The organism is Streptomyces sp. NPDC056948 (assembly GCF_042674225.1).
In the GTDB taxonomy this organism is placed as follows: Bacteria; Actinomycetota; Actinomycetes; order Streptomycetales; family Streptomycetaceae; genus Streptomyces; species Streptomyces purpurascens.
In genome coordinates this window covers 1-16,966 of sequence record NZ_JBHUQX010000193.1, presented here as the reverse complement: position 1 = coordinate 16,966, position 16,966 = coordinate 1, and the positions used below count along the sequence as shown (strand labels likewise).

The window sequence follows — 16,966 nt, the reverse complement described above, 5'->3', positions numbered from 1 at the left end:
ATGCCGCGGCATCGCCACCAGATACGAAAAGACCGCCACGTCCTACGAAGCGGCGGTCACCCTCGCATCGTTCCTGCTCTGGGCAAGATCCGTTTGAAGACGGACCCTAGTAGCGATCGAAGCCCTCCCAGTCCAGAATCCGCAGTGGCGCGGTGAGGTTCGCCCAGTGCAGGTCCCCGTGGGCAGCGGTCCGGCAGGGCGCCGCCGAGGCCGGGATGCCCACGAACAGGACGGGCTGGTCGGCGGACGGCACCGTGGCCGCGATGGCGGATCGCGTCATCGGACTACTCGCGCCCGGCGCAGTGGCCACACGACGAGAACGACCAAGCCTGTCACCTGCCGTGAAGGGATACACCCATACTCTCGCGAGTCGCGCGAAACCTGCCGGTTGTCCCCCAGTACGTAAATACCGCCTGCCGGTACGTCAACGTGCTTCAGCTCGCACACGCCGTCCGTCAGGAAATTGTCACCGACAAGGATGCTGTCCCCGCCTGTGGCGGCCACCCGCTTGACCATCCTGCGCCGGCTGCTTGCTCCCTCAGCGCCCTTGGCGTCAACGGTGAAGACCACGATTTGGCCGCGAGCGGGGAAACACCGTGTCAGGACTGCCCTACGGATCACCAAGAGCCGGTCATCGACGAGTAGCGTCGGCGCCATGGACTCGGATACGACCCGAACGAAATAGGTCAATGAAGTGATCACCGAGAGCGTCAGCGTCAACCCGGCCAGATAAACAAGCTCTGCAGTGTGCACTCATCACTCCCTGAGCCACCAACCCTCGGAGGGTCGGCTTGATCAGTCAACCCTCCGACACGGGCCTGCACGGCTCGTCAGCTCAGTGCCATCCTGAAGTCCGGGATGGCTGTGTGTTGATCTTCTCCCACCCTGAGAACAGCGGAGGCTCGCCTCACCTGATATTTGACGTCCCCCAGAAGCACGGGCCCACTCGTCTGCGCCGAGAACGGAGCCGGAAGAAGACCCTCGTCGAATTCCTCGGGGGTGACGATGTCCAACTCGACGTAGGAAGCAGGTTCGGAGATCAACCGGGTCAGCTCCAACGGGAACCAGACTGAATCCGCCTTGAAGGAGTAGTGCACACTGCCACCGGGAACGAAGTTGACGTACTCCGAGGAGTCGGTCCGTGCGCTGTGGAAGTAGGAACGGAGGAACAGGTCCTGCCGTCGGCCGTTATAGACGATCACGGCACGCTGGAGCACCAGGCTGCAAGCCACGAACGATCCCGGATCAGAAACGTTCGGATGGTCCACCAGCGTCATGAAGATGCGGTGACCATTGTCGAGGTAGCTTTCGAATACGCTCAGGGCCTCGGGCTCCATCTCGATTCCATGGCGTTCCTGCCAGCGCACCAGTTCGTCAGGAGTCCAAGCCATGCTCGCGTTGAACACCTCAGATGTGCGAAGGTTTTCCAGGTACTTCTCAGGGTAGCCCGCCGGAATTGCTGTCCCAGTCACCTGCTCTACCCGCTCGAATATGCCACCGTTCCCCAGCTTCACCCGTGCCTCTTCGGGTGCGGGGCCCGCCCAAGTGACGATGAGTCCGTCATCGAAATGCATCGGTGCGTCGCCACACTTCAGGTCGGCATGGACAGACCGCGAAGAGCGGACCATCAAGCCTACAAGGGCGATTGCCACGCACGTCATGATGACACTAAGCATAGGAATTCTCCGTTTCCTGGCAGTCCGGATCCCCGCATCGCAGATTTTCTAGGAATTCGGAAGCAGCAGGCCCCGCATGGGATTTCACGACCCACAGAGGTGCGCCTGTGTCAGGTCAATTCATTCAAGATGGACCGACTGCGGCTTGCGGTACTTCCGCATACCACCGTAACTGCCGCCACCAGGGTCCGCATCTGCGCAGCGAACGCCTCACCGGGCCTCAGAAAGGTCGTGAACGGCGAATATGTAAGCGTCAACAATTGACGATTCCGCGCAGACTGGCCCGGCACTGCAACCGGGCCGTGTAACGGCGCTGTTCCGACATGCAGGCGAGCGAAGCTTCTCCTAGTGTTAATTTCATGCCGATTCAGCTGTGATGTCGAGACGCATGTGCGCCATGGCGGCAGAGGTCATCGCAATCCGAGATCCGAGGAGCCACCAGGGCCAAGTAACGAACTCCCGGCCGCCGGCCTCGGTCACGTGCCGGCCGGAGGCACCGCGGTGACGGCGGAGTCCGGCGTTCCGCGAGCCCGACACGGGATTCGACTACATCGTCAGCGCGGGAGCCGGCGGGTGCCATCCGCGGCCGGTCTCGCCGCCGTCTGCATGCGCGTCCTGCCTCCTCGGCACGGGAAGACGCCGCGAACCGCTACAAGGCCGGTGTGGTCAACCCGAGAAGGGACCCACCAGGAGTGCCCCAAGGAGTACCACCATGAGCACGCACCGCTCCCTCTTCCGCCGCTCCCGCTCCGCATCCGCGTCTCTTCCGCGGAGAATCGCCGGAGACCTCGCCGAGTATGTCGACCGACGCATCGGCTGGGACAAGCTGGCCGTGATTCCTGGCCTGGCGGTCCTCTTCGGGCTGCGCGTGAAGCTCCGTCAGGAGAACCTCCACGACATCACGCACCTGCCCTCGGTCAACCTTCCCGATCCCGGGCCGAAGTCCGAGAAACACAAGGTCAACCGCAGCGCCGACGGCAGCTTCAACGACCTCGACGAGCCTCGGACGGGCATGGCGGGCACACGCTTCAACCGCAACATCCCGCTGGACAAGATCCCGTCGGCCACGCCCGAGGACGTTCTCTCCCGGCCCAACCCGCGCGAGGTCAGCCGAGCCCTGCTCACCCGTCACGAGTTGATCCCGGCCGAGTCAGTGAACTCCCTCATCTCCACCTGGCTGCAGTTCATGATCCGCGACTGGTTCAGCCACGGTACGAGCCCTGAGGACCGGCCCTGGGAAGTGCCCCTCATGGACGACGATCCCTGGCCGGAGCGCCCGATGCGGATCACGCGGACACCCGACGACCCGACCCGGGACCCGCAGGCGGGTGCCGGAATGCCCGACACGCGCGTCAACGTCTCCTCCCACTGGTGGGACGCGTCGCAGGTCTATGGGTCGAGTGACGCGGAGCAACGCCAACTGCGCACCGGTGAGCTGGGCAGGCTGCGGCTGTGGGACGACGAGCAGACCCCGTTCCCCGACCCCTCTCGCGACCCGTCGCGGGTACCCGGCTTCTGGCTGGGCTTGGTGCTGATGCAGAACCTGTTCGCCCAGGAACACAACGCCATCTGCGACCACTTGCATGTCGCGTATCCGTCCTGGGACGACGAGGAGCTGTTCCAGCGGGCGCGGCTCGTCAACTCTGCGCTCATCGCCAAGATCCACACCGTGGAGTGGACGACGGCTGTGATCAGCCATCCCACGACCGTCAAGGCCCTGCAAACCAACTGGTGGGGCCTCGCGGGGGAACGCGTCCACAACCTTCTCGGCCGGATCAGCGACAGCGAGCTCGTCAGCGGCATCCCCGGCGCCAAAACGGATCACTACGGCGCCCCGTTCGCACTCACCGAGGAGTTCGTGGCCATCTACCGCATGCATCCGCTGATCCGCGACCATTGGCACCTGCGCTCCGCCGTCGACAACCAGACCCTGCGCCACTGCACCTTGCGCGACATCTCCGGACCCGAGGCGCTGAAGGTCCTCGAGACCACGAATATGGCCGACCTGTTCTACAGTTTCGGCACGCTCCACCCGGGTCTGGTCACCCTGCACAACTTCCCGGAGTTTCTCCAGGAGTTCCAGCGCCCCGACGGGCACCTGCAGGACCTTGCCGCCACCGATATCCTGCGCAGCCGGGAGCTGGGCGTCCCCCGCTACAACGAGTTCCGACGGCTTCTACGGATGAAGCCCGCGGCAAGCTTCGAGGATCTGACAGACAATCCGGCGTGGGCCGAGGAAATCAAGCGGCTGTACGGGAACGACATCGAGAAGGTCGACCTGACGATCGGGATGTACGCCGAGAGGCTTCCGGCCGGATTCACCTTCAGCAACACCGCGTTCCGCATCTTCATCCTGATGGCTTCGGTCAGGATGAGCAGTGACCGCTTCTTCACCGCGTACTACACCCCGGAGGTGTACTCCAAGGCCGGAATGGCCTGGATCGACGACAACACCTTGGCCACGGTGATCCTCCGGCACCACCCGGAGCTGCGCCCGGCCCTGGCGGGGCTGGCCAATGCGTTTGTGCCCTGGCACACGGCACAGTCCGGCACGGGCGGTCCTGACAGCTGAGAGACGCCCACCGCCCGGCGTTGGCCGCCGCCAACAACCCTGACCTGAACGTCTGTTGGCTTTATCGACGACTCACGACAGCAATTGTGCACGACTGCGGGTTCTGGCTCAGGTTCTGTGGGCCGCCATTCTGAGCGACGACTGAGCCTTTCCCGGCGGCCCGCGAGGTCACCCGAAAATGAGTCGTGGTCAACGCGGTTGGGCCGATGGTTCGGGGCCGTCGAAGGGTTGTGCTCCGGTTGAAGGAGCTGTTGTTCCCGTCGATCGTGGACGTCGCGGTGCTGTCGGTGGACGTGAACATCGAGATAGTGCGCATCGACATGCAAGGCACCGCAGACGGCGCGGCGTGCCCGGTGAGCGCGGTCTGATCGAACCGAGTTCATGGTTCTTGCCTGCGGTTTCCCATTGATGTGCCGAGCGCCGGGCGAAGTGTTGCTCTTCAGCTGCGGGTCCGTCGGTTCACGCTATTGCGGTGTGATGGCTTTGATCCAGTCCTCGACGGCGACGACATCTGCCCACTGCGGGAAGAGCTTTTCGGTCAGCATCGTGTGCACCTCGGGGTCGGTGTCGAGGCAGGCATCCGCCAGGACAGTCAGGCCGAAGTCCAGGTCGATGGCATGCCACAGAGTGGACAGCACTACAGCGCTGGTGGCGATGCCGGTGAGAACAAGGCTGTCGATATCGCGAGCCCTGAGTACCAAGTCGAGGTCGCTGCCCGAGAACGCGCTCCCCCGCCTCTTGGTCACCACCACGTCGCCCTGCCGGGGTGCGACGTCGTCATGGATCTCGGTGCCAGGGGCCCCCTCAGTGAACAGGCCGGCCCGCACGACATTCGCCATCACCCTGCTGCGGGGACTGACTTCCGGATCGCCCGGCCGTAACCCCATCACCACGTAGATCACGGGGATGCCGGCAGCCCGGGCACCGTCGATCGCCCTGCGCAAGCGCCGCAGATATCCAGAACCGTCGTCGGCGATGGCCACCACGTCCCGTTGGACGTCCATCACCAGAAGTGCGCTGCCCGCCATGCTTGCCGTCCTCCTCCGTTGGGAAACAGGGGCAAGTCTGGTCGATCAACCGAGCCGCGGTGGAGGATCGGAGATCCTCATCAGCGCCGTACGAGCCACGTGGCCCTGAGCCGGCGGAACTCCTCGATCGCTGTCCGCACCTGCGGTGCCCGACCCACTCCGTGCCATAGCGCCGGTCCGGCATGCGCCAGTGGTGCACGAGCCCTTCGGCGACGTCGTCCGGGCCCGGCAATGCCGGCGAGCGCGGCCAGATCGTCGGCGGTCGGACGTCGACCAGGTGCTGCCCGGCCGATCATGACGGCCCGACCGCCAGACGCCCCGACCGCCAGACGGCCCGACGGGCGTAGGGACATCATGGTCGCGGACCAGCCGACGGAGACACAGGGATAGGGGAATCATGGTCGCGTTCCACGCCTCCGCGCTGGACGGAGTCGCCCGCAACCCGGCGCTGCCGACACCGTTGCTGCTGCGCTTGCTCGCCTTCGACGGCGGCGGTGACGGCCCGCCCCGTCACGCCCTCCAGCGGGCTGGACTTCCCGAGTCGGCCGTCGCGGTGATCCTGGCTCACCCGAACCCCGGCGCTCGGATCGACTTCGCGATGAGCCCCAGGGCAAAGCCCGCGCAGCGGGCCCGGCTCGTGGATGACCCCTCCCCCAAGGTGCGGGCCGCTCTCGCCTACGGACCCGAGTGGCGCGCCCCGCGTACGACGGTCGCGCCGCTGCCGGACGACGTGTGCGCCCGCCTGCTCGACGACCCCGACCCTTCCGTACGGGCGGCCCTGCTGGACTCGCCCTATCTGGTGCCGTCGTTCGTGGCCTCGCTGGCCACGCACCGCGATCCGGCAGCGCGCCGGAGCGCCGCGCGCGCATGGGAGAAGCTGCCGCCGGGCGTGCGGTCGGCACTGCTGGCCGATCCCGACCCCGAGGTGCGGCGGGCCGCCGCGCTGTGGGAGTGCCGGCGGGATGCACGCCTCACCGCCGAACTCCTCCACGATACGAAGTCCGCCGCCGAGGTGCTGCGCCATGGGCTCTTCCACCGCGCCGACGCCGAACGGTGTGTCGCCGAGCGGACGCACCTGGCCGCCCTCGCCGAGAACCCGTCGCTGCCCGCCGACCTCGTGGAGCGGCTCGCCGTCGACCCCGACGAGGCCGTACGGCTCGCGGTCTCCCTGAGGCCTGAACTGGACGAGACACGACGCATGTCGATCGACTTCACCGTGGAGGCCTTCTCCAGGGGCGACGTGGGGTGGGTACGGGACGGGCTCGCCGACCCCGAGGTGCTGCGACGGGCCGCGACCTCCGCCCACCCGCTGCTTTGGCGCACCGTCGCCCAGAGCCCTCACCTGCCGCCCGACCTCATGCGCCTGCTCGCGCGCACCGAGGACCCGTTGGTGGAGGACCTCTTGGGCATGTACCACCCCGACACCCCGGAGGAGGTCCTGATGCGTGTGTACGCGCGGCTCGGTGGCACGTTCTCCGCCTGGATGGCGGAGACGCACCCCCGCTTCCCCCGCGAGGGTCTCGCCGCGCGCTACGCGGATCACCCGGACGGCAACTACCGTCGGCTGGCCGTCCGGGACCCGGCCGCCACACCCACGTTGATCGAACGGCTCAGCCATGACCCCGCGGTCTGGACGTGCCAGGCGGCGGCCGGCGACCCGCGCCTTTCGCTCCACCGGCTCCGCGAGGCGCTTCATGTCCCTGAACTGGCCTCCAGCGCGGGTGCCAACCCGGCGCTCCCCGAGGACGAGATGGCCGCTGTCCTGGACCGGGCCGGCGTTCCCGCCTGAGTGCCGAGCAGAATCGCCCGGCCCTGCGCCGCTCCCCTACGGATCCTCCGGGCGGTTCTCGGATACGAAGGCCATGACCGACCGGACATCCCCTAGAGGTTGTCCCGTATGGGGGCGTGATTTATCCAGTGAGGGTTAGGTTGTGGAGCCGGGCGATGCCGAGCATCGCCCGGTGAACGCCGTGGCCCTTGAGTCGGCAGTCCCGCAGGATTTTCCAGTTCTTCAGCCGGGACAGGGCGTGTTCCACCCGAGCTCGCGCCCGTCGGTGGACGGCGTTCTCCGCTTCTTGCTGTGGGCTGAGGTGCGTCTGACCTCGACGTTTACGGTGCGGGATGAGCGGGCCGGTGCCCTGGTATCCGCCATTGGCGATGCTCGGTGCGCCGCGGCAGGCCCGGTCGACTCCGGACTCTGTGAACGCCCGGCAGTCGTTGCGGCTGCCGGGCAGCGGCAGGCCGATCGCCACCACCAGGCGGCTGTTCGCGTCGATCACGACCTGCAGGTTTGTCGAGTACCGATAGTTCTTACTGGACGCGACCACGCTGCGGTCACGGGTGGGTAACCAGAGTGCCGTCGACGATGTAGACAGTGTCCTTGCGCGGCCGCCGGGCCGGCGAGATGGCCAGCAAGGGCGCCAGATGATCGAGGAAGCGGTCGGCCGCGGACTTCGAGACCCCGAACTACGGTGCCACCTGCCGCAACGTCAGGTTCGTGCGCCAGTACGTCGCCACCAGCAACACTCGGTCCTCCAGCGGCAGCCGTCAGGGCCAGCCGCGCTGAACGTCGCCACCGCGACGCCGCACCAACGCCACCAGCCTGGTGAACTGCGACTCGCTCAGCCCGGGAACGGCTCGATCCACTTCGGATCATCCGCTGAGACCACCCCACCCATGCCCAGCCAACGCACCAACCGCCCCACTGGTTACGGGACAACCTCTAGCTTGAATTCAGCCATCGCTCTTATCTCGGCTCGGTAGTGGTGGACTTTTCCTCCTCCCCCCCATTCCACTGAACCACCGATGCATCAGTGCCGCACCTGGCCCGGAGCAGCCAGTCACCAACCGCGATGGCCCCGAGTTCCGCCGCGTCTACACCGGCCGCGCGTCCGGCAGTTGGACCGGCGGGGGTGACGTGACCGTGCGCTCACGAAGCCACTGCCGAGGACGTCAACCGTTCAACCGTCACGGTCCCCTCGTGCCGGTCAGTCCGGAGACCGTCCGGTCCGCTTCACAACGACGCGTCCTGGGGACGCGGTGGCCCAGGTGAAGCCGTCGGGGTCCGTGAAGGAACCCGGCGTCGCCGTCGATCGTGAGCCGATGCGAACCGGTGCCGTCGAGGTAGACGCCGGCGACCTTGGCCAGACCACGGCGCTTGTCGCCAAGGGCGGCGATTGAGGGCAGGTGAGCGTGACGGCCGACCTGCGCGCGCGGATCGACGTCCTCGCCTCCGCGCTGGGGGACATCGCTGCCAACGGGTACCCCTCGCCAGAGTCCGGCGTGCTGTGGGAGGTCGCCCGCGGCGGTCACCTCGCCCGTCTCGCGGGTGAGGAGCCCCGTGTCGTCTGAGCACGGCGTGCGGCGTTCCCAGGTCATCCTGGTGGAGCCCGCGCTCACCCAGCTGGCGAAGCTGACCGCGTCCGAGGCGCACCGCCTGGACCGCGCGATCAGCGTCAACCCGAACCTGGGCACCGAGGTGCCTCACCCTGCCGCGCTACTACGTCGACGAGATCGAGGGCGTACGGGTCATCTACTACGTGACCGCCCTGGGGTCGATCACCATCGTCGCCCACGTCGCGGCCTACCCCCCCCCACCCGAGCGCCCTGCGCGGCGCACCGGACTTCCTTGGTCCGGGGCGCCGCTGCGTGTGCTGGCTCTCGGCGCCCTCACACCATGGCACCCTCCTCCAGTACAAGTCGCTTTCCCTCGAACCGCCCCCGCAGCGCCCGATCGTGCGTGACCAGCACGACCGCCCCCGGGTAGCCGGCCAGGGCCTCCTCCAGTTCCTCGACCAAGGCGGGAGAGAGGTGGTTCGTCGGCTCGTCCAGGAGGAGCAGGTCTGCCGGGGCCGATACCAGGCGGGCCAGGTCGATGCGTCGGCGTTGGCCGTACGAGAGGTCACCGACGCATTGGTGCAGGTCCGCCGGGCCGAAGAGGCCGAGGGAGAGCAAGGACTCGGCGTGATCGTCGGCGGAGCCGGGGCGGCCCAAGGCGAAGGCCTCCGCCACCGTCAGGCCGGGCGGCCACTGCGTCTCGTCCTGGCGCAGATGGCCGACCCTGCCCGGCACGCATACCGAGCCCTCGTCCGGCCACAGTTCGCCGGCCAGCAGCCGGATCAGGGTGGTCTTGCCCGCGCCGTTCGGGCCGGTGACCAGCAGCCGGTCGGTGGGACCGAGGGTGAGAGAGTCCAGGTGGAGGCGGTCTCCCACCCGAACACCGGTGAGCTCGGTGACTTCGTCGGTCTCGGCCGCTGTGCCGATGCAGGCCGTGAAGGCCAGCGGGTCGGCCGGCGGGGCCACCGGGTTCGCCGTCAGGCGCTCGACGCGCTCGCGTGCGTTGCGGATGCGCACCATCGCGCCGTGCGCGCGGCCGCGGGCCCGGAAGCCGCCGTGGCCGAAGTTGGCCAGCGGCGCCTTGCGCGGAATGCCGTCGAGGCGGGTGGCGTTGCTGGTGGCCAGCCGCTTGTTGCGGGCCAACTCTGCACGCCACTCCTCGTACTCCTGCAGCCGGCGGCGGCGGCCGGCGGCCTTGGCAGTGCGGTAGCCGGCGTAGCCGTCGCCGTAGCGTGTGATCTTTCCCGAGTCGGCCTCCAGGATCGTGGTGGTCAGTCGCTGGAGGAAGACGCGGTCGTGTGTGACCGCGAGCACCGTCCCACGGTGTGCCCGCAGTTGCTCCTCCAGCCATGCAACGGCCTGGTCGTCCAGGTCGTTCGTCGGCTCGTCCAGCAGAAGCAGCTCCGGGCGGCCTGCCAGGACCGCGGCCAGGGACAGGCGGGAGCGCTCGCCGCCGGAGAGCGTGCCGAGGCGGCGGTCGCGGGGCAGCGCGGGCAGGCCGAGGTGGTGCAGGGCCGTGGCTACACGGTGGTCGGCCGCGTAGGCGCCGCGGGCCTCGTAGCGCTCAAGGAGGGCGGCGTACGCGTCGAGGTCGCCGCCGTCGCCGAGTGTCTGCTCGGTCCGGCGCAGCTCCCTCTCCAGCGCGCGCAGGTCCGCCAGGGACAGGTCGATGGCGTCCTGGACCGTGGCGGTCGGCGGGAGCGGCAGGGCCTGTGGCAGGTAGCCGATGCCGCCGGCGGCGGTTACGGTCAACTCGCCTTCGTCCGGGCGCTCCTGGCCCGCGATGAGCTTGAGAAGCGTGGACTTTCCGGAGCCGTTGTCGCCGATGAGCCCGGCCTTCTCGCCTGGTTTGAGCGTGAAGGAGACCTGGTCGAGGACGGTGCGGCCGGGGTAGCGCTTGGCGACGTTGACAAGGGTGAGTTGTGAGGTGTGCATGGGTGGGTCCCTCCTGGCCCTGGGCAGGCCGGAACGGGGCGGACGGCTGCACGGCGGGGCGCGGCGACGGCGGAGCGGTGCTCTACGCGGTCGGCGCCGGCTGTCTCACAGGGATCCCATGGGCAAGAAGGTACGACATGGCCGACCTCTTGGCAAGACGATACGTCTCGACTCGCTCGACTGCTTTCGTGGTTCCCCATGAGCGACATGCCCGCCGAGGAAGGAACAGGGCCGCGCGGCCGTCGGCGCGGCACAGATAACCTGCGCGGATGGAGCGGATTCAGCGGGCCGCCGGCGCGGTCGTCGGCTCAGCGGTGGGTGACGCCCTGGGTGGCCCCTTCGAGTTTGGTCCTCAGGGAGCATTCTCCGCGCGGTTTCCCGCACCTGGTGCCGGTGGCGAGATGTGCGGAGGCGGTGGCTGGGACCCCGGGGAGGCCACTGACGACACACAGATGGCCGTCCTGGTCGCGGAGTCGCTGCTGGAGCAGGGCGGACTAGATCTGCCGGACATCTTCACCCGCTTCCAACGGTGGGCAGCATCAGAACCGAAGGACATCGGCCTGCAGACCGAAGACGTCCTCACCAACGGCATGCCCTGGGACCTCGCCGCCCCGATCCATTTCCAGGTCAACCAACGAGCAGCCGGAAACGGCTCCTTGATGGGGGCATCGCGACCTCCGCGGTCCACTTCGCGGCCGCCGGCCAAGAAGCCACCATGGACGCGGCCCGCCGCATCGCCGCCCTCACCCACGGCGACCGCGCGGCCTGGGAAGGCACCGCGATCTTCCACGAACTCATCCGCGTCACGTTCGAGGACACCGACCCCCTCACCGTGCTCCCGGACATCCTGGCTCTTGTCCATCGCGACCACCGGGGCCGCTACGCCACAGTCCTCGCACCCGACTGGCACCCCGATCAGGCCACCGAGTTCAACGGTGCCGTCTGGCCCTGCCTGGGCTCCGCCGTCTGGGCCCTGCGCACCACCACCAGCTTCGAAGACGCGATACGCGCGGCAATCGATCTCGGCGGCGACACGGACACCGTCGCCGCGGTGACCGGAGGCCTCGCGGGGGCGCACTACGGGCTGGACGCAATCCCCGCCCACTGGACCCAGCCGCTCCATGTCCCCCTCCCAGGAATCAACGCACGGGTGCTGCACCTGGCAGACCTGATCCACCTTGCACACCGCCTCGGAGGCTGAACCGGGGCTTGCTCCCCAGTCGGCCGATTGATGAGCAGTGGCGCAACGAAGGCCGCCTAGACCGCAGGGGCTGCGCGCCCTGGCGCATCCGGTGCGCGTGCAGTTGGTCAGGCTGCTGCGGAAGTACGGCCCGTCGACGGCCACCCGCCTCGCGGAGCGGCTGGGCGTGAATTCCGGTACGGCCAGCTACCACCTCCGGCAGCTCGGCGCGGCCGGCTTCGTCGAGGAGGACACCGAGCGCGGCAACGCGCTTGGGCGCTGGTGGCGTTCGGTGGGCTTCAGACGATGCCCCGCGCATGGCGGAACACCTTCGACATGAGCGACTGGGCCCTGCGGCTCACACGCGAGGACGCCACCGGCCTGTACCGGCAGTTGAGAGGGGTTCGAGCGCTCCCCCGCCCTGAAATCACCCCTCCTCCGTGGCCTTCGGGCGAGCTCCCACGACGTCTACGGCGACCTGGAGCCAGCCGCCGCACTGGCCCTCCTCGACCAGCTGGATCTCCCGACGGACACGGAGCACCATGCGGAACTGCGCCAGGTGCTCGCCGCAGGGCACATGAACCACTACCACGGCCTTGGCGTCTGGGGGACGTTGCGGTTCGCTCCTGTTCCTGAGGCGTGGGCCTGGCAGACCAAATAAAGATGCCGGCGACATCAAGTCCGGCCAGGTAGTTGGCCGCCGTCTGTTCAATAGCAGGTGGCAATCCCGCGCCACTGCTTCAAGCGGTTGCTGCACCGTTCGACGGTGTCGCGCTGCTTGTACGCCTCGCAGTCGAAGACGGGTGGTCCGCCACCTCGGCTCCCTCGGCGCAGGCGGTGAGCCCGTTGATCGGCCGGAACGGGAACTGCCGATCAACCGGCCATACTTCGTTGGCCCGCGCGCCACCCGACCTTCCACGCCATAGTGGAAATACAACACCATTGCCCTGACAGGTCAGCGCTAGCGAGAAGAAGCCATGGCGTACTTCTAGCGGCGCTGCTGGTCGCTGATACGCCGGCGGGTAGGCGTCCCACCGGCCAGAGAGCAAGATCTGCTGGCCGGCGCAGCAGGCTGGTGGACAACCGCCCTCAGCAAAGCCGGCCATGGAGAAGGGCCGGTGGCCGACCTCCTCGCCCTGGCACCGGACCCGCACACCCTGCACGTGCTCGCCGAGTTCAACTCCCGGTCGGTAAGCGGGGGCGGTCACCAGAAGATCGCGATCGCCTCCAGCGTCACCTCGCGGGTGTCCTCGCGCCAGCCGGTCATCTTGCCGAGGCAACGGGCCGTGAAAGTGCCGGCCGGGATCGAGCGGCGTGCGTTGCCGGGGGCTACGACGCGCATGTACACCGGGGGCCGCTCGGCGCCGTATTCGGCCCGTAGGACGAATCCCTCCGCGACGTCGGGCACGCCGGTGAACACACCTTTGACCGAAACGAATTCGCCGATGCGGCTCAGGGTCACCGCACGGCCGTCGCCCAGGTTGTCGGCGAGGTTGCGGTTCGGGACGACGGTCAGTGTGGTGAGGTCGGCGTGGACGATGGCGTCGGCCCGGTCGAAGGCCTCCATGACCACGCCGATCACGTTGATCGGTTTGTCCTTGCGCACGAACTTGCGGAAGGTCTCCTGGCTGACGTCCCGCTTCAGCCGGAAGCGGAACAGCCACGTCAGCACCCGGCTCCAGAGTCCGACACTCGTGTCGACCTTCGTCCGCAGCTCGACGGCCTCTTCCAGTGCGGACCGGTAGTTGCCGAGCTCGTACAGGTCCATCACCGCCTGCTCGTCAAGGTACAGGCAGATGCTGTACGCCGACTGCCAGCGCCGCATGTGCCTGCGCCGCTCCCGGGCATGGCGCACCAGGACCACCGCTAACACCACCGCGCCGGCGGCCGTCACCAGCCAGACCGTCATCCACGGCCACCAAAGGCTCCACCACAGTGCGTCAGTGACAGCCACGGATCTCCTTGAAAGCCTCGGACAGGGACGAGCCGGCGGCATCCACTATCCGTCCGCCCGTCCGCCCCGCCGCGCGCCCCAGTTCGCCTGCGTCGGCCTCGCCGAAGTGGACCGGGTAGGTGTGGACGGCGGCGCGCACCGCGGCGGGCAGCGCCTTGTGACGGCGTACGAACTCCGTATAGGAAAGGCCCGCGTTGTTCTCGCCGTCCGTCATCAGGACGAGTGAGACAGAGCGGTCGGGGTCGGCGGCCAGCTCGCGGGCGGCGGCGCGGTAGCCGCGGTCGAGGGCGGACCATACGGCGGTGGCATCGCCGTACCCGCCCCTGGCGACGGTGTCGGCGAGGGCCGTCAGGTCCTTCGGACCGGTGACGGTGACGGTCTTCTCCTCCAGCACTCGGCCGCCGAACCGGACGATGGTCAGCCGCTCGCCCCGGTAGAAGCGGGTGAACTTGCCGGAGGCGGACGGGTCTGCGCCGCTGAGTCCGGCGAAGGCCTCGCGCAGGGCGGCCATCCGGGCGCCGCGCATCGAGCCGGAGAAGTCGAGCAGGAAGACCACCTGGCTTGTGGTGCGGCGGTCGGGGTCACCGTAGTCCGCCAACAGGGCTTCGGCGACGGCGGGTCGGTCGGGGTAGAAGAGCGCGTTGCCGACCGGTTCGCGCAGCCGTGCGTCCCGGGTGACCGTCGTGTTCACGGGGCGGCGCAGAGTGTGCCGCATGATCTGCCGCTGCACCGAGTCGCGCCGCAGCCACTGCGTGACCTTGTCGTACGCGGTGCGGTGGGCCTGGTTGAGCAGGAGCAGCGGGAAGTCCGCCAGGACCATGCCGTCTTCGGGGCGGACGACCTCCAGGCGGTCGTCGAGGCGGTCGGTGGCGTTGAGGGCGAGCAGGTCGGACTCGTATGTGATGAGGGCGTTGGTCTCGTCCTGATGATCGGCGTAGGAGTCGACGAGGGCGGGGCCGGTGTCGGCGGTGAGGGTCTGGCCGGAGCGGAAGCCGCGCAGCCGGTCGCAGGAGACGTCCTCGGGGCGCAGCGCGGCTCCGGTGCCGGCCGCGGCGGTGGCGACGCCGACGAGGGCGGCGAGCCCGCTGCCGGCGTGCCGGGGGTCGGCCATGCCGAAGCGGACGGTGCCGGTGGCGGCGGCGTCCGCGATGTCCGCCCAGGTGAGCCGGCCGCCGGGCACCTGGCCGCGAAGCTTCCGTGCCACGTCCGGCTTCAGGCCGATGACGACGGGAGACGTCATGGTGGGGGTGCGCTGCACGCCCCGGATCGCACTCTTGTCGGTGAGACGCAGATAGCGGTCGGAGGACAGCCACGCGAGGTCGTACCTGTCGCGGTCCGGGGTCTTTGTCTCGGCGTCGGCCCGGTGGTCCAGGCGCAGGTCGACGCCGGTCTCGTCCTTCAGATCGTCCAGCAGCGGGGCCAGTACGGCGAGATCGGGACTGGCGAGCACGCGCAGCCGGACCGTTTCGTCGCCGTCGTCGCCCGAGCAGGCGGTGAGCAGGGTGACCACGAGCGCCAGGCAGAGCGCCAGCAGGCCCGCACCGCGCCTCACTGGCTGCCCGTCCGGTCCGGGCAGTCGCCGACGATCTCGATCATCTTCTCCAGTAGAGGCAGGCTGGGCAGGACCGCCCGGGTGTCGTCGGAGGAGGTGGTGGGCACCGGGATCTGCCGCTCGGTGAGGAATCGGGTGAGCTCGTCGCTGGTCGCGCCGCTGGTGGCGTTGCGGGCCCGAAAGCCCAACTCCATGGCGCGGTGCTGGAGTTCGCTGTTCTCGCTGACCAGTTCACCGAGCCGGGCGCCGTCGCCGGTCAGCGCGACGAGCTGGGGTTCGGTGACGAAGCGTGTGGACGGGTAGAGCAGGACGCGCTCGTCGACGGTCGCGCCCTTCTCGGCCTCGTACCCGATCTGGTGGGCGAGGAACTGGTGCTCGTAGATCACCGAGACAGGGGCGATGCTCTGCCCGTCGGGGGACAGATACGTTTCGGCCCGCTCGGAGGACGGCAGGCCCTGTTCGACGAGGAGCGGCTTGATCTTCCGGGCGAGTTGCTCGGCCTCGGCCTCGCTGTCCGGCGCGTCGTTCCCGTGCTCGACGAAGGCCACGAGCCCGAGGTAGGTGCCGCCGGAGTTGGACTCGCAGATGTCCGAGGTCTGGGCAAGGATCTTGTTGCCATTGCGGACGTGGTCGTTGCGGTCGATCTCGTCCCAGCGGTAGCCGTCTGCGGGATCGCGCTGGACGCCCTTTCTCTTGCCGCGCGCGAGATCGAGGAACTGCCGCATGTCGAGGGTGTAGTACATCGTCCGGCCGCCCGGTCCCGGCAGGCGCTTCGCGACGCCTTCCGCCGTGAGCACCTCGGCGTAGTCCCGGTAGGTGGCCAGCACGATGGGGCTGACGAACGGGCGGTACAGCAGCACCGGACGGTTCGCCCGGGCGCGCTCCCGGCTGATCAGGTCGGAGGCCGGCTGGCCGGAGGGGAAGACGACGTCGTATCCCTCGTAGTCCTGCTTGGCGATCTCACGCGAGCCCATGTTGGTGATGTGCACGCGGAAGCCGTGCTTCATCAGCAGCCGCTCGACCACGGGGTCCTGGAAGAAGTCCCTCTTCGAGGCCATCTTGGCCTCTATGGTGACCACCTGCCGCAGCGGCAACAGCAGGTTCCCGGAGGCCACGAGCAGGACCAGCCCGACGACCGGGACGGGCAGCGCCGACGCCAGCACACTGCGCAGGCGTCGGCGCGGGGGTCTGGTGACGGTTAACCGCGGCTCTTCCGTAGCGGGTCTGTTCGCGGGCACCTGCGTCTCCCCCCGTGACACCTGTCGTTCTCCCCCGTGAGCCCGGGCCAGGATCGTCGGTGATGCCGGTGTACCCCGAACAACCCTTCCCGGAACGTCAGTTGAACCTAGGGAAAAGCGCACGCCGAAGGCCGGTGCGCGCTACGCACCGGACCGGACTTCAACGAGACGCATCCTCGAGCCTCATCGCCGCCAGGCCCAGCCACACCGTCCGCCTACTCAGAGCGTTCATCGTTCCTGCGCCCCCCGAACTCGATTCGGGGCGCTCCTGCACACCTTGAGCCAGCACCAGCTGCAGATGTGTATCAGCTTCCGCCACCGGACCATGGAGGCGCTGGCGTACGCCGAAGGGCTGGAGCGTGACGCAGCCGAGCTGCACGCCGACGACCCGGAGCACCACCCGGAGCGGATCTGAGCGGACTGGCTGTGCGGCGACCCGGGGCCGCCTGTTGTCCGGTCGGCCAGGCCGCCTGTGGCGAACCCTAGGGTCGTGGC

13 protein-coding genes and 3 pseudogenes are annotated in these 16,966 nt (G+C 68.3%); 6 read left to right on the top strand and 10 right to left on the bottom strand.

Translation table 11 applies throughout. The features are described from left to right. Nucleotides 1-106: 106 nt before the first annotated feature. The 3 genes from ACFTZL_RS24305 to ACFTZL_RS24295 all read right to left on the bottom strand — a co-directional run bounded on the left by ACFTZL_RS24305 (nucleotide 107) and on the right by ACFTZL_RS24295 (nucleotide 1,652). Nucleotides 107-280 (bottom strand): hypothetical protein, encoded by a 174-nt coding sequence (locus ACFTZL_RS24305; RefSeq protein ID WP_382586528.1) that lies wholly within the window; start codon nucleotides 278-280, stop codon nucleotides 107-109. Then, nucleotides 277-753, bottom strand: a complete 477-nt coding sequence (locus ACFTZL_RS24300) for a S26 family signal peptidase (RefSeq protein ID WP_382586525.1) — start codon at nucleotides 751-753, stop codon at nucleotides 277-279. The genes ACFTZL_RS24305 and ACFTZL_RS24300 overlap by 4 nt, the downstream gene beginning before the upstream one ends. Before the next feature lie 77 nt (nucleotides 754-830). After that, nucleotides 831-1,652 carry a hypothetical protein gene (locus ACFTZL_RS24295; RefSeq protein WP_382586522.1) on the bottom strand — a complete coding sequence of 274 codons (822 nt, stop codon included), beginning with the start codon at nucleotides 1,650-1,652 and terminating at the stop codon, nucleotides 831-833. Between the two features lie 736 nt (nucleotides 1,653-2,388). On the opposite strand from ACFTZL_RS24295, the gene ACFTZL_RS24290 reads away from it, so the two are divergent. Together ACFTZL_RS24290 and ACFTZL_RS24285 are read left to right on the top strand one after the other, a co-directional pair. After that, on the top strand, nucleotides 2,389-4,248 hold the full coding sequence (locus ACFTZL_RS24290) for a peroxidase family protein (RefSeq protein ID WP_382586519.1): 1,860 nt from the start codon (nucleotides 2,389-2,391) through the stop codon (nucleotides 4,246-4,248). A 239-nt stretch (nucleotides 4,249-4,487) separates the two neighbouring features. Then, nucleotides 4,488-4,616 carry a hypothetical protein gene (locus tag ACFTZL_RS24285; protein ID WP_382586516.1) on the top strand — a complete coding sequence of 43 codons (129 nt, stop codon included), beginning with the start codon at nucleotides 4,488-4,490 and terminating at the stop codon, nucleotides 4,614-4,616. Between the two features lie 96 nt (nucleotides 4,617-4,712). On the opposite strand, the gene ACFTZL_RS24280 is transcribed toward ACFTZL_RS24285, so the two are convergent. Next, nucleotides 4,713-5,276: a cysteine hydrolase family protein gene (locus tag ACFTZL_RS24280; RefSeq protein ID WP_382586513.1), complete on the bottom strand. Its 564-nt coding sequence runs from the start codon at nucleotides 5,274-5,276 to the stop codon at nucleotides 4,713-4,715. A gap of 397 nt (nucleotides 5,277-5,673) precedes the next feature. Between ACFTZL_RS24280 and ACFTZL_RS24275 the strand changes: the two genes are divergently transcribed. After that, nucleotides 5,674-7,065 carry a Mucin-2 gene (locus ACFTZL_RS24275; RefSeq protein WP_382586510.1) on the top strand — a complete coding sequence of 464 codons (1,392 nt, stop codon included), beginning with the start codon at nucleotides 5,674-5,676 and terminating at the stop codon, nucleotides 7,063-7,065. A 121-nt stretch (nucleotides 7,066-7,186) separates the two neighbouring features. On the opposite strand, the pseudogene ACFTZL_RS24270 reads toward ACFTZL_RS24275, so the two are convergent. Then, nucleotides 7,187-7,954, bottom strand: a pseudogene (locus tag ACFTZL_RS24270) (transposase). 508 nt (nucleotides 7,955-8,462) lie between these two features. Here ACFTZL_RS24270 and ACFTZL_RS24265 point away from each other — a divergent pair. Continuing rightward, nucleotides 8,463-8,627 carry a hypothetical protein gene (locus tag ACFTZL_RS24265; RefSeq protein WP_382586507.1) on the top strand — a complete coding sequence of 55 codons (165 nt, stop codon included), beginning with the start codon at nucleotides 8,463-8,465 and terminating at the stop codon, nucleotides 8,625-8,627. Nucleotides 8,628-8,945: 318 nt separating this feature from the next. Here ACFTZL_RS24265 and ACFTZL_RS24260 read toward each other — a convergent pair whose 3' ends face one another. Continuing rightward, nucleotides 8,946-10,547 carry a TlrC/CarA/OleB/SrmB family ABC-F type ribosomal protection protein gene (locus tag ACFTZL_RS24260; protein WP_382586505.1) on the bottom strand — a complete coding sequence of 534 codons (1,602 nt, stop codon included), beginning with the start codon at nucleotides 10,545-10,547 and terminating at the stop codon, nucleotides 8,946-8,948. 269 nt (nucleotides 10,548-10,816) lie between these two features. Here ACFTZL_RS24260 and ACFTZL_RS24255 point away from each other — a divergent pair. Further along, nucleotides 10,817-11,748, top strand: a pseudogene (locus ACFTZL_RS24255) (ADP-ribosylglycohydrolase family protein). A gap of 37 nt (nucleotides 11,749-11,785) precedes the next feature. Further along, nucleotides 11,786-12,132 (top strand): annotated as a pseudogene (locus ACFTZL_RS24250) (ArsR/SmtB family transcription factor); the annotation flags it as partial. Between the two features lie 22 nt (nucleotides 12,133-12,154). On the opposite strand, the gene ACFTZL_RS24245 reads toward ACFTZL_RS24250, so the two are convergent. The 4 genes from ACFTZL_RS24245 to ACFTZL_RS24230 all read right to left on the bottom strand — a co-directional run bounded on the left by ACFTZL_RS24245 (nucleotide 12,155) and on the right by ACFTZL_RS24230 (nucleotide 16,471). Continuing rightward, complete coding sequence (locus tag ACFTZL_RS24245; RefSeq protein ID WP_382586531.1) at nucleotides 12,155-12,313, bottom strand: hypothetical protein; 159 nt, start codon at nucleotides 12,311-12,313, stop codon at nucleotides 12,155-12,157. A 618-nt stretch (nucleotides 12,314-12,931) separates the two neighbouring features. Then, nucleotides 12,932-13,681 carry a hypothetical protein gene (locus tag ACFTZL_RS24240; RefSeq protein WP_382586502.1) on the bottom strand — a complete coding sequence of 250 codons (750 nt, stop codon included), beginning with the start codon at nucleotides 13,679-13,681 and terminating at the stop codon, nucleotides 12,932-12,934. Next, on the bottom strand, nucleotides 13,668-15,233 hold the full coding sequence (locus ACFTZL_RS24235) for a substrate-binding domain-containing protein (RefSeq protein ID WP_382586499.1): 1,566 nt from the start codon (nucleotides 15,231-15,233) through the stop codon (nucleotides 13,668-13,670). The genes ACFTZL_RS24240 and ACFTZL_RS24235 overlap by 14 nt, the downstream gene beginning before the upstream one ends. Beyond that, the gene (locus tag ACFTZL_RS24230; protein WP_382586496.1) at nucleotides 15,230-16,471 is read right to left on the bottom strand and encodes a hypothetical protein; all 1,242 of its coding nucleotides are present in this window, start codon (nucleotides 16,469-16,471) and stop codon (nucleotides 15,230-15,232) included. Before ACFTZL_RS24230 ends, ACFTZL_RS24235 begins: the two co-directional genes overlap by 4 nt. Between the last annotated feature and the right edge of the window lie 495 nt (nucleotides 16,472-16,966).

What these genes read in the sequence shown, in the direction of transcription:
- ACFTZL_RS24280 (WP_382586513.1), bottom strand. Translation starts at nt 5,276, where the DNA reads ATGGCGGGCAGCGCACTTCTGGTGATGGACGTCCAACGGGACGTGGTG.
- ACFTZL_RS24290 (WP_382586519.1), top strand. Translation starts at nt 2,389, where the DNA reads ATGAGCACGCACCGCTCCCTCTTCCGCCGCTCCCGCTCCGCATCCGCG.
- ACFTZL_RS24260 (WP_382586505.1), bottom strand. Translation starts at nt 10,547, where the DNA reads ATGCACACCTCACAACTCACCCTTGTCAACGTCGCCAAGCGCTACCCC.
- ACFTZL_RS24305 (WP_382586528.1), bottom strand. Translation starts at nt 280, where the DNA reads ATGACGCGATCCGCCATCGCGGCCACGGTGCCGTCCGCCGACCAGCCC.
- ACFTZL_RS24275 (WP_382586510.1), top strand. Translation starts at nt 5,674, where the DNA reads ATGGTCGCGTTCCACGCCTCCGCGCTGGACGGAGTCGCCCGCAACCCG.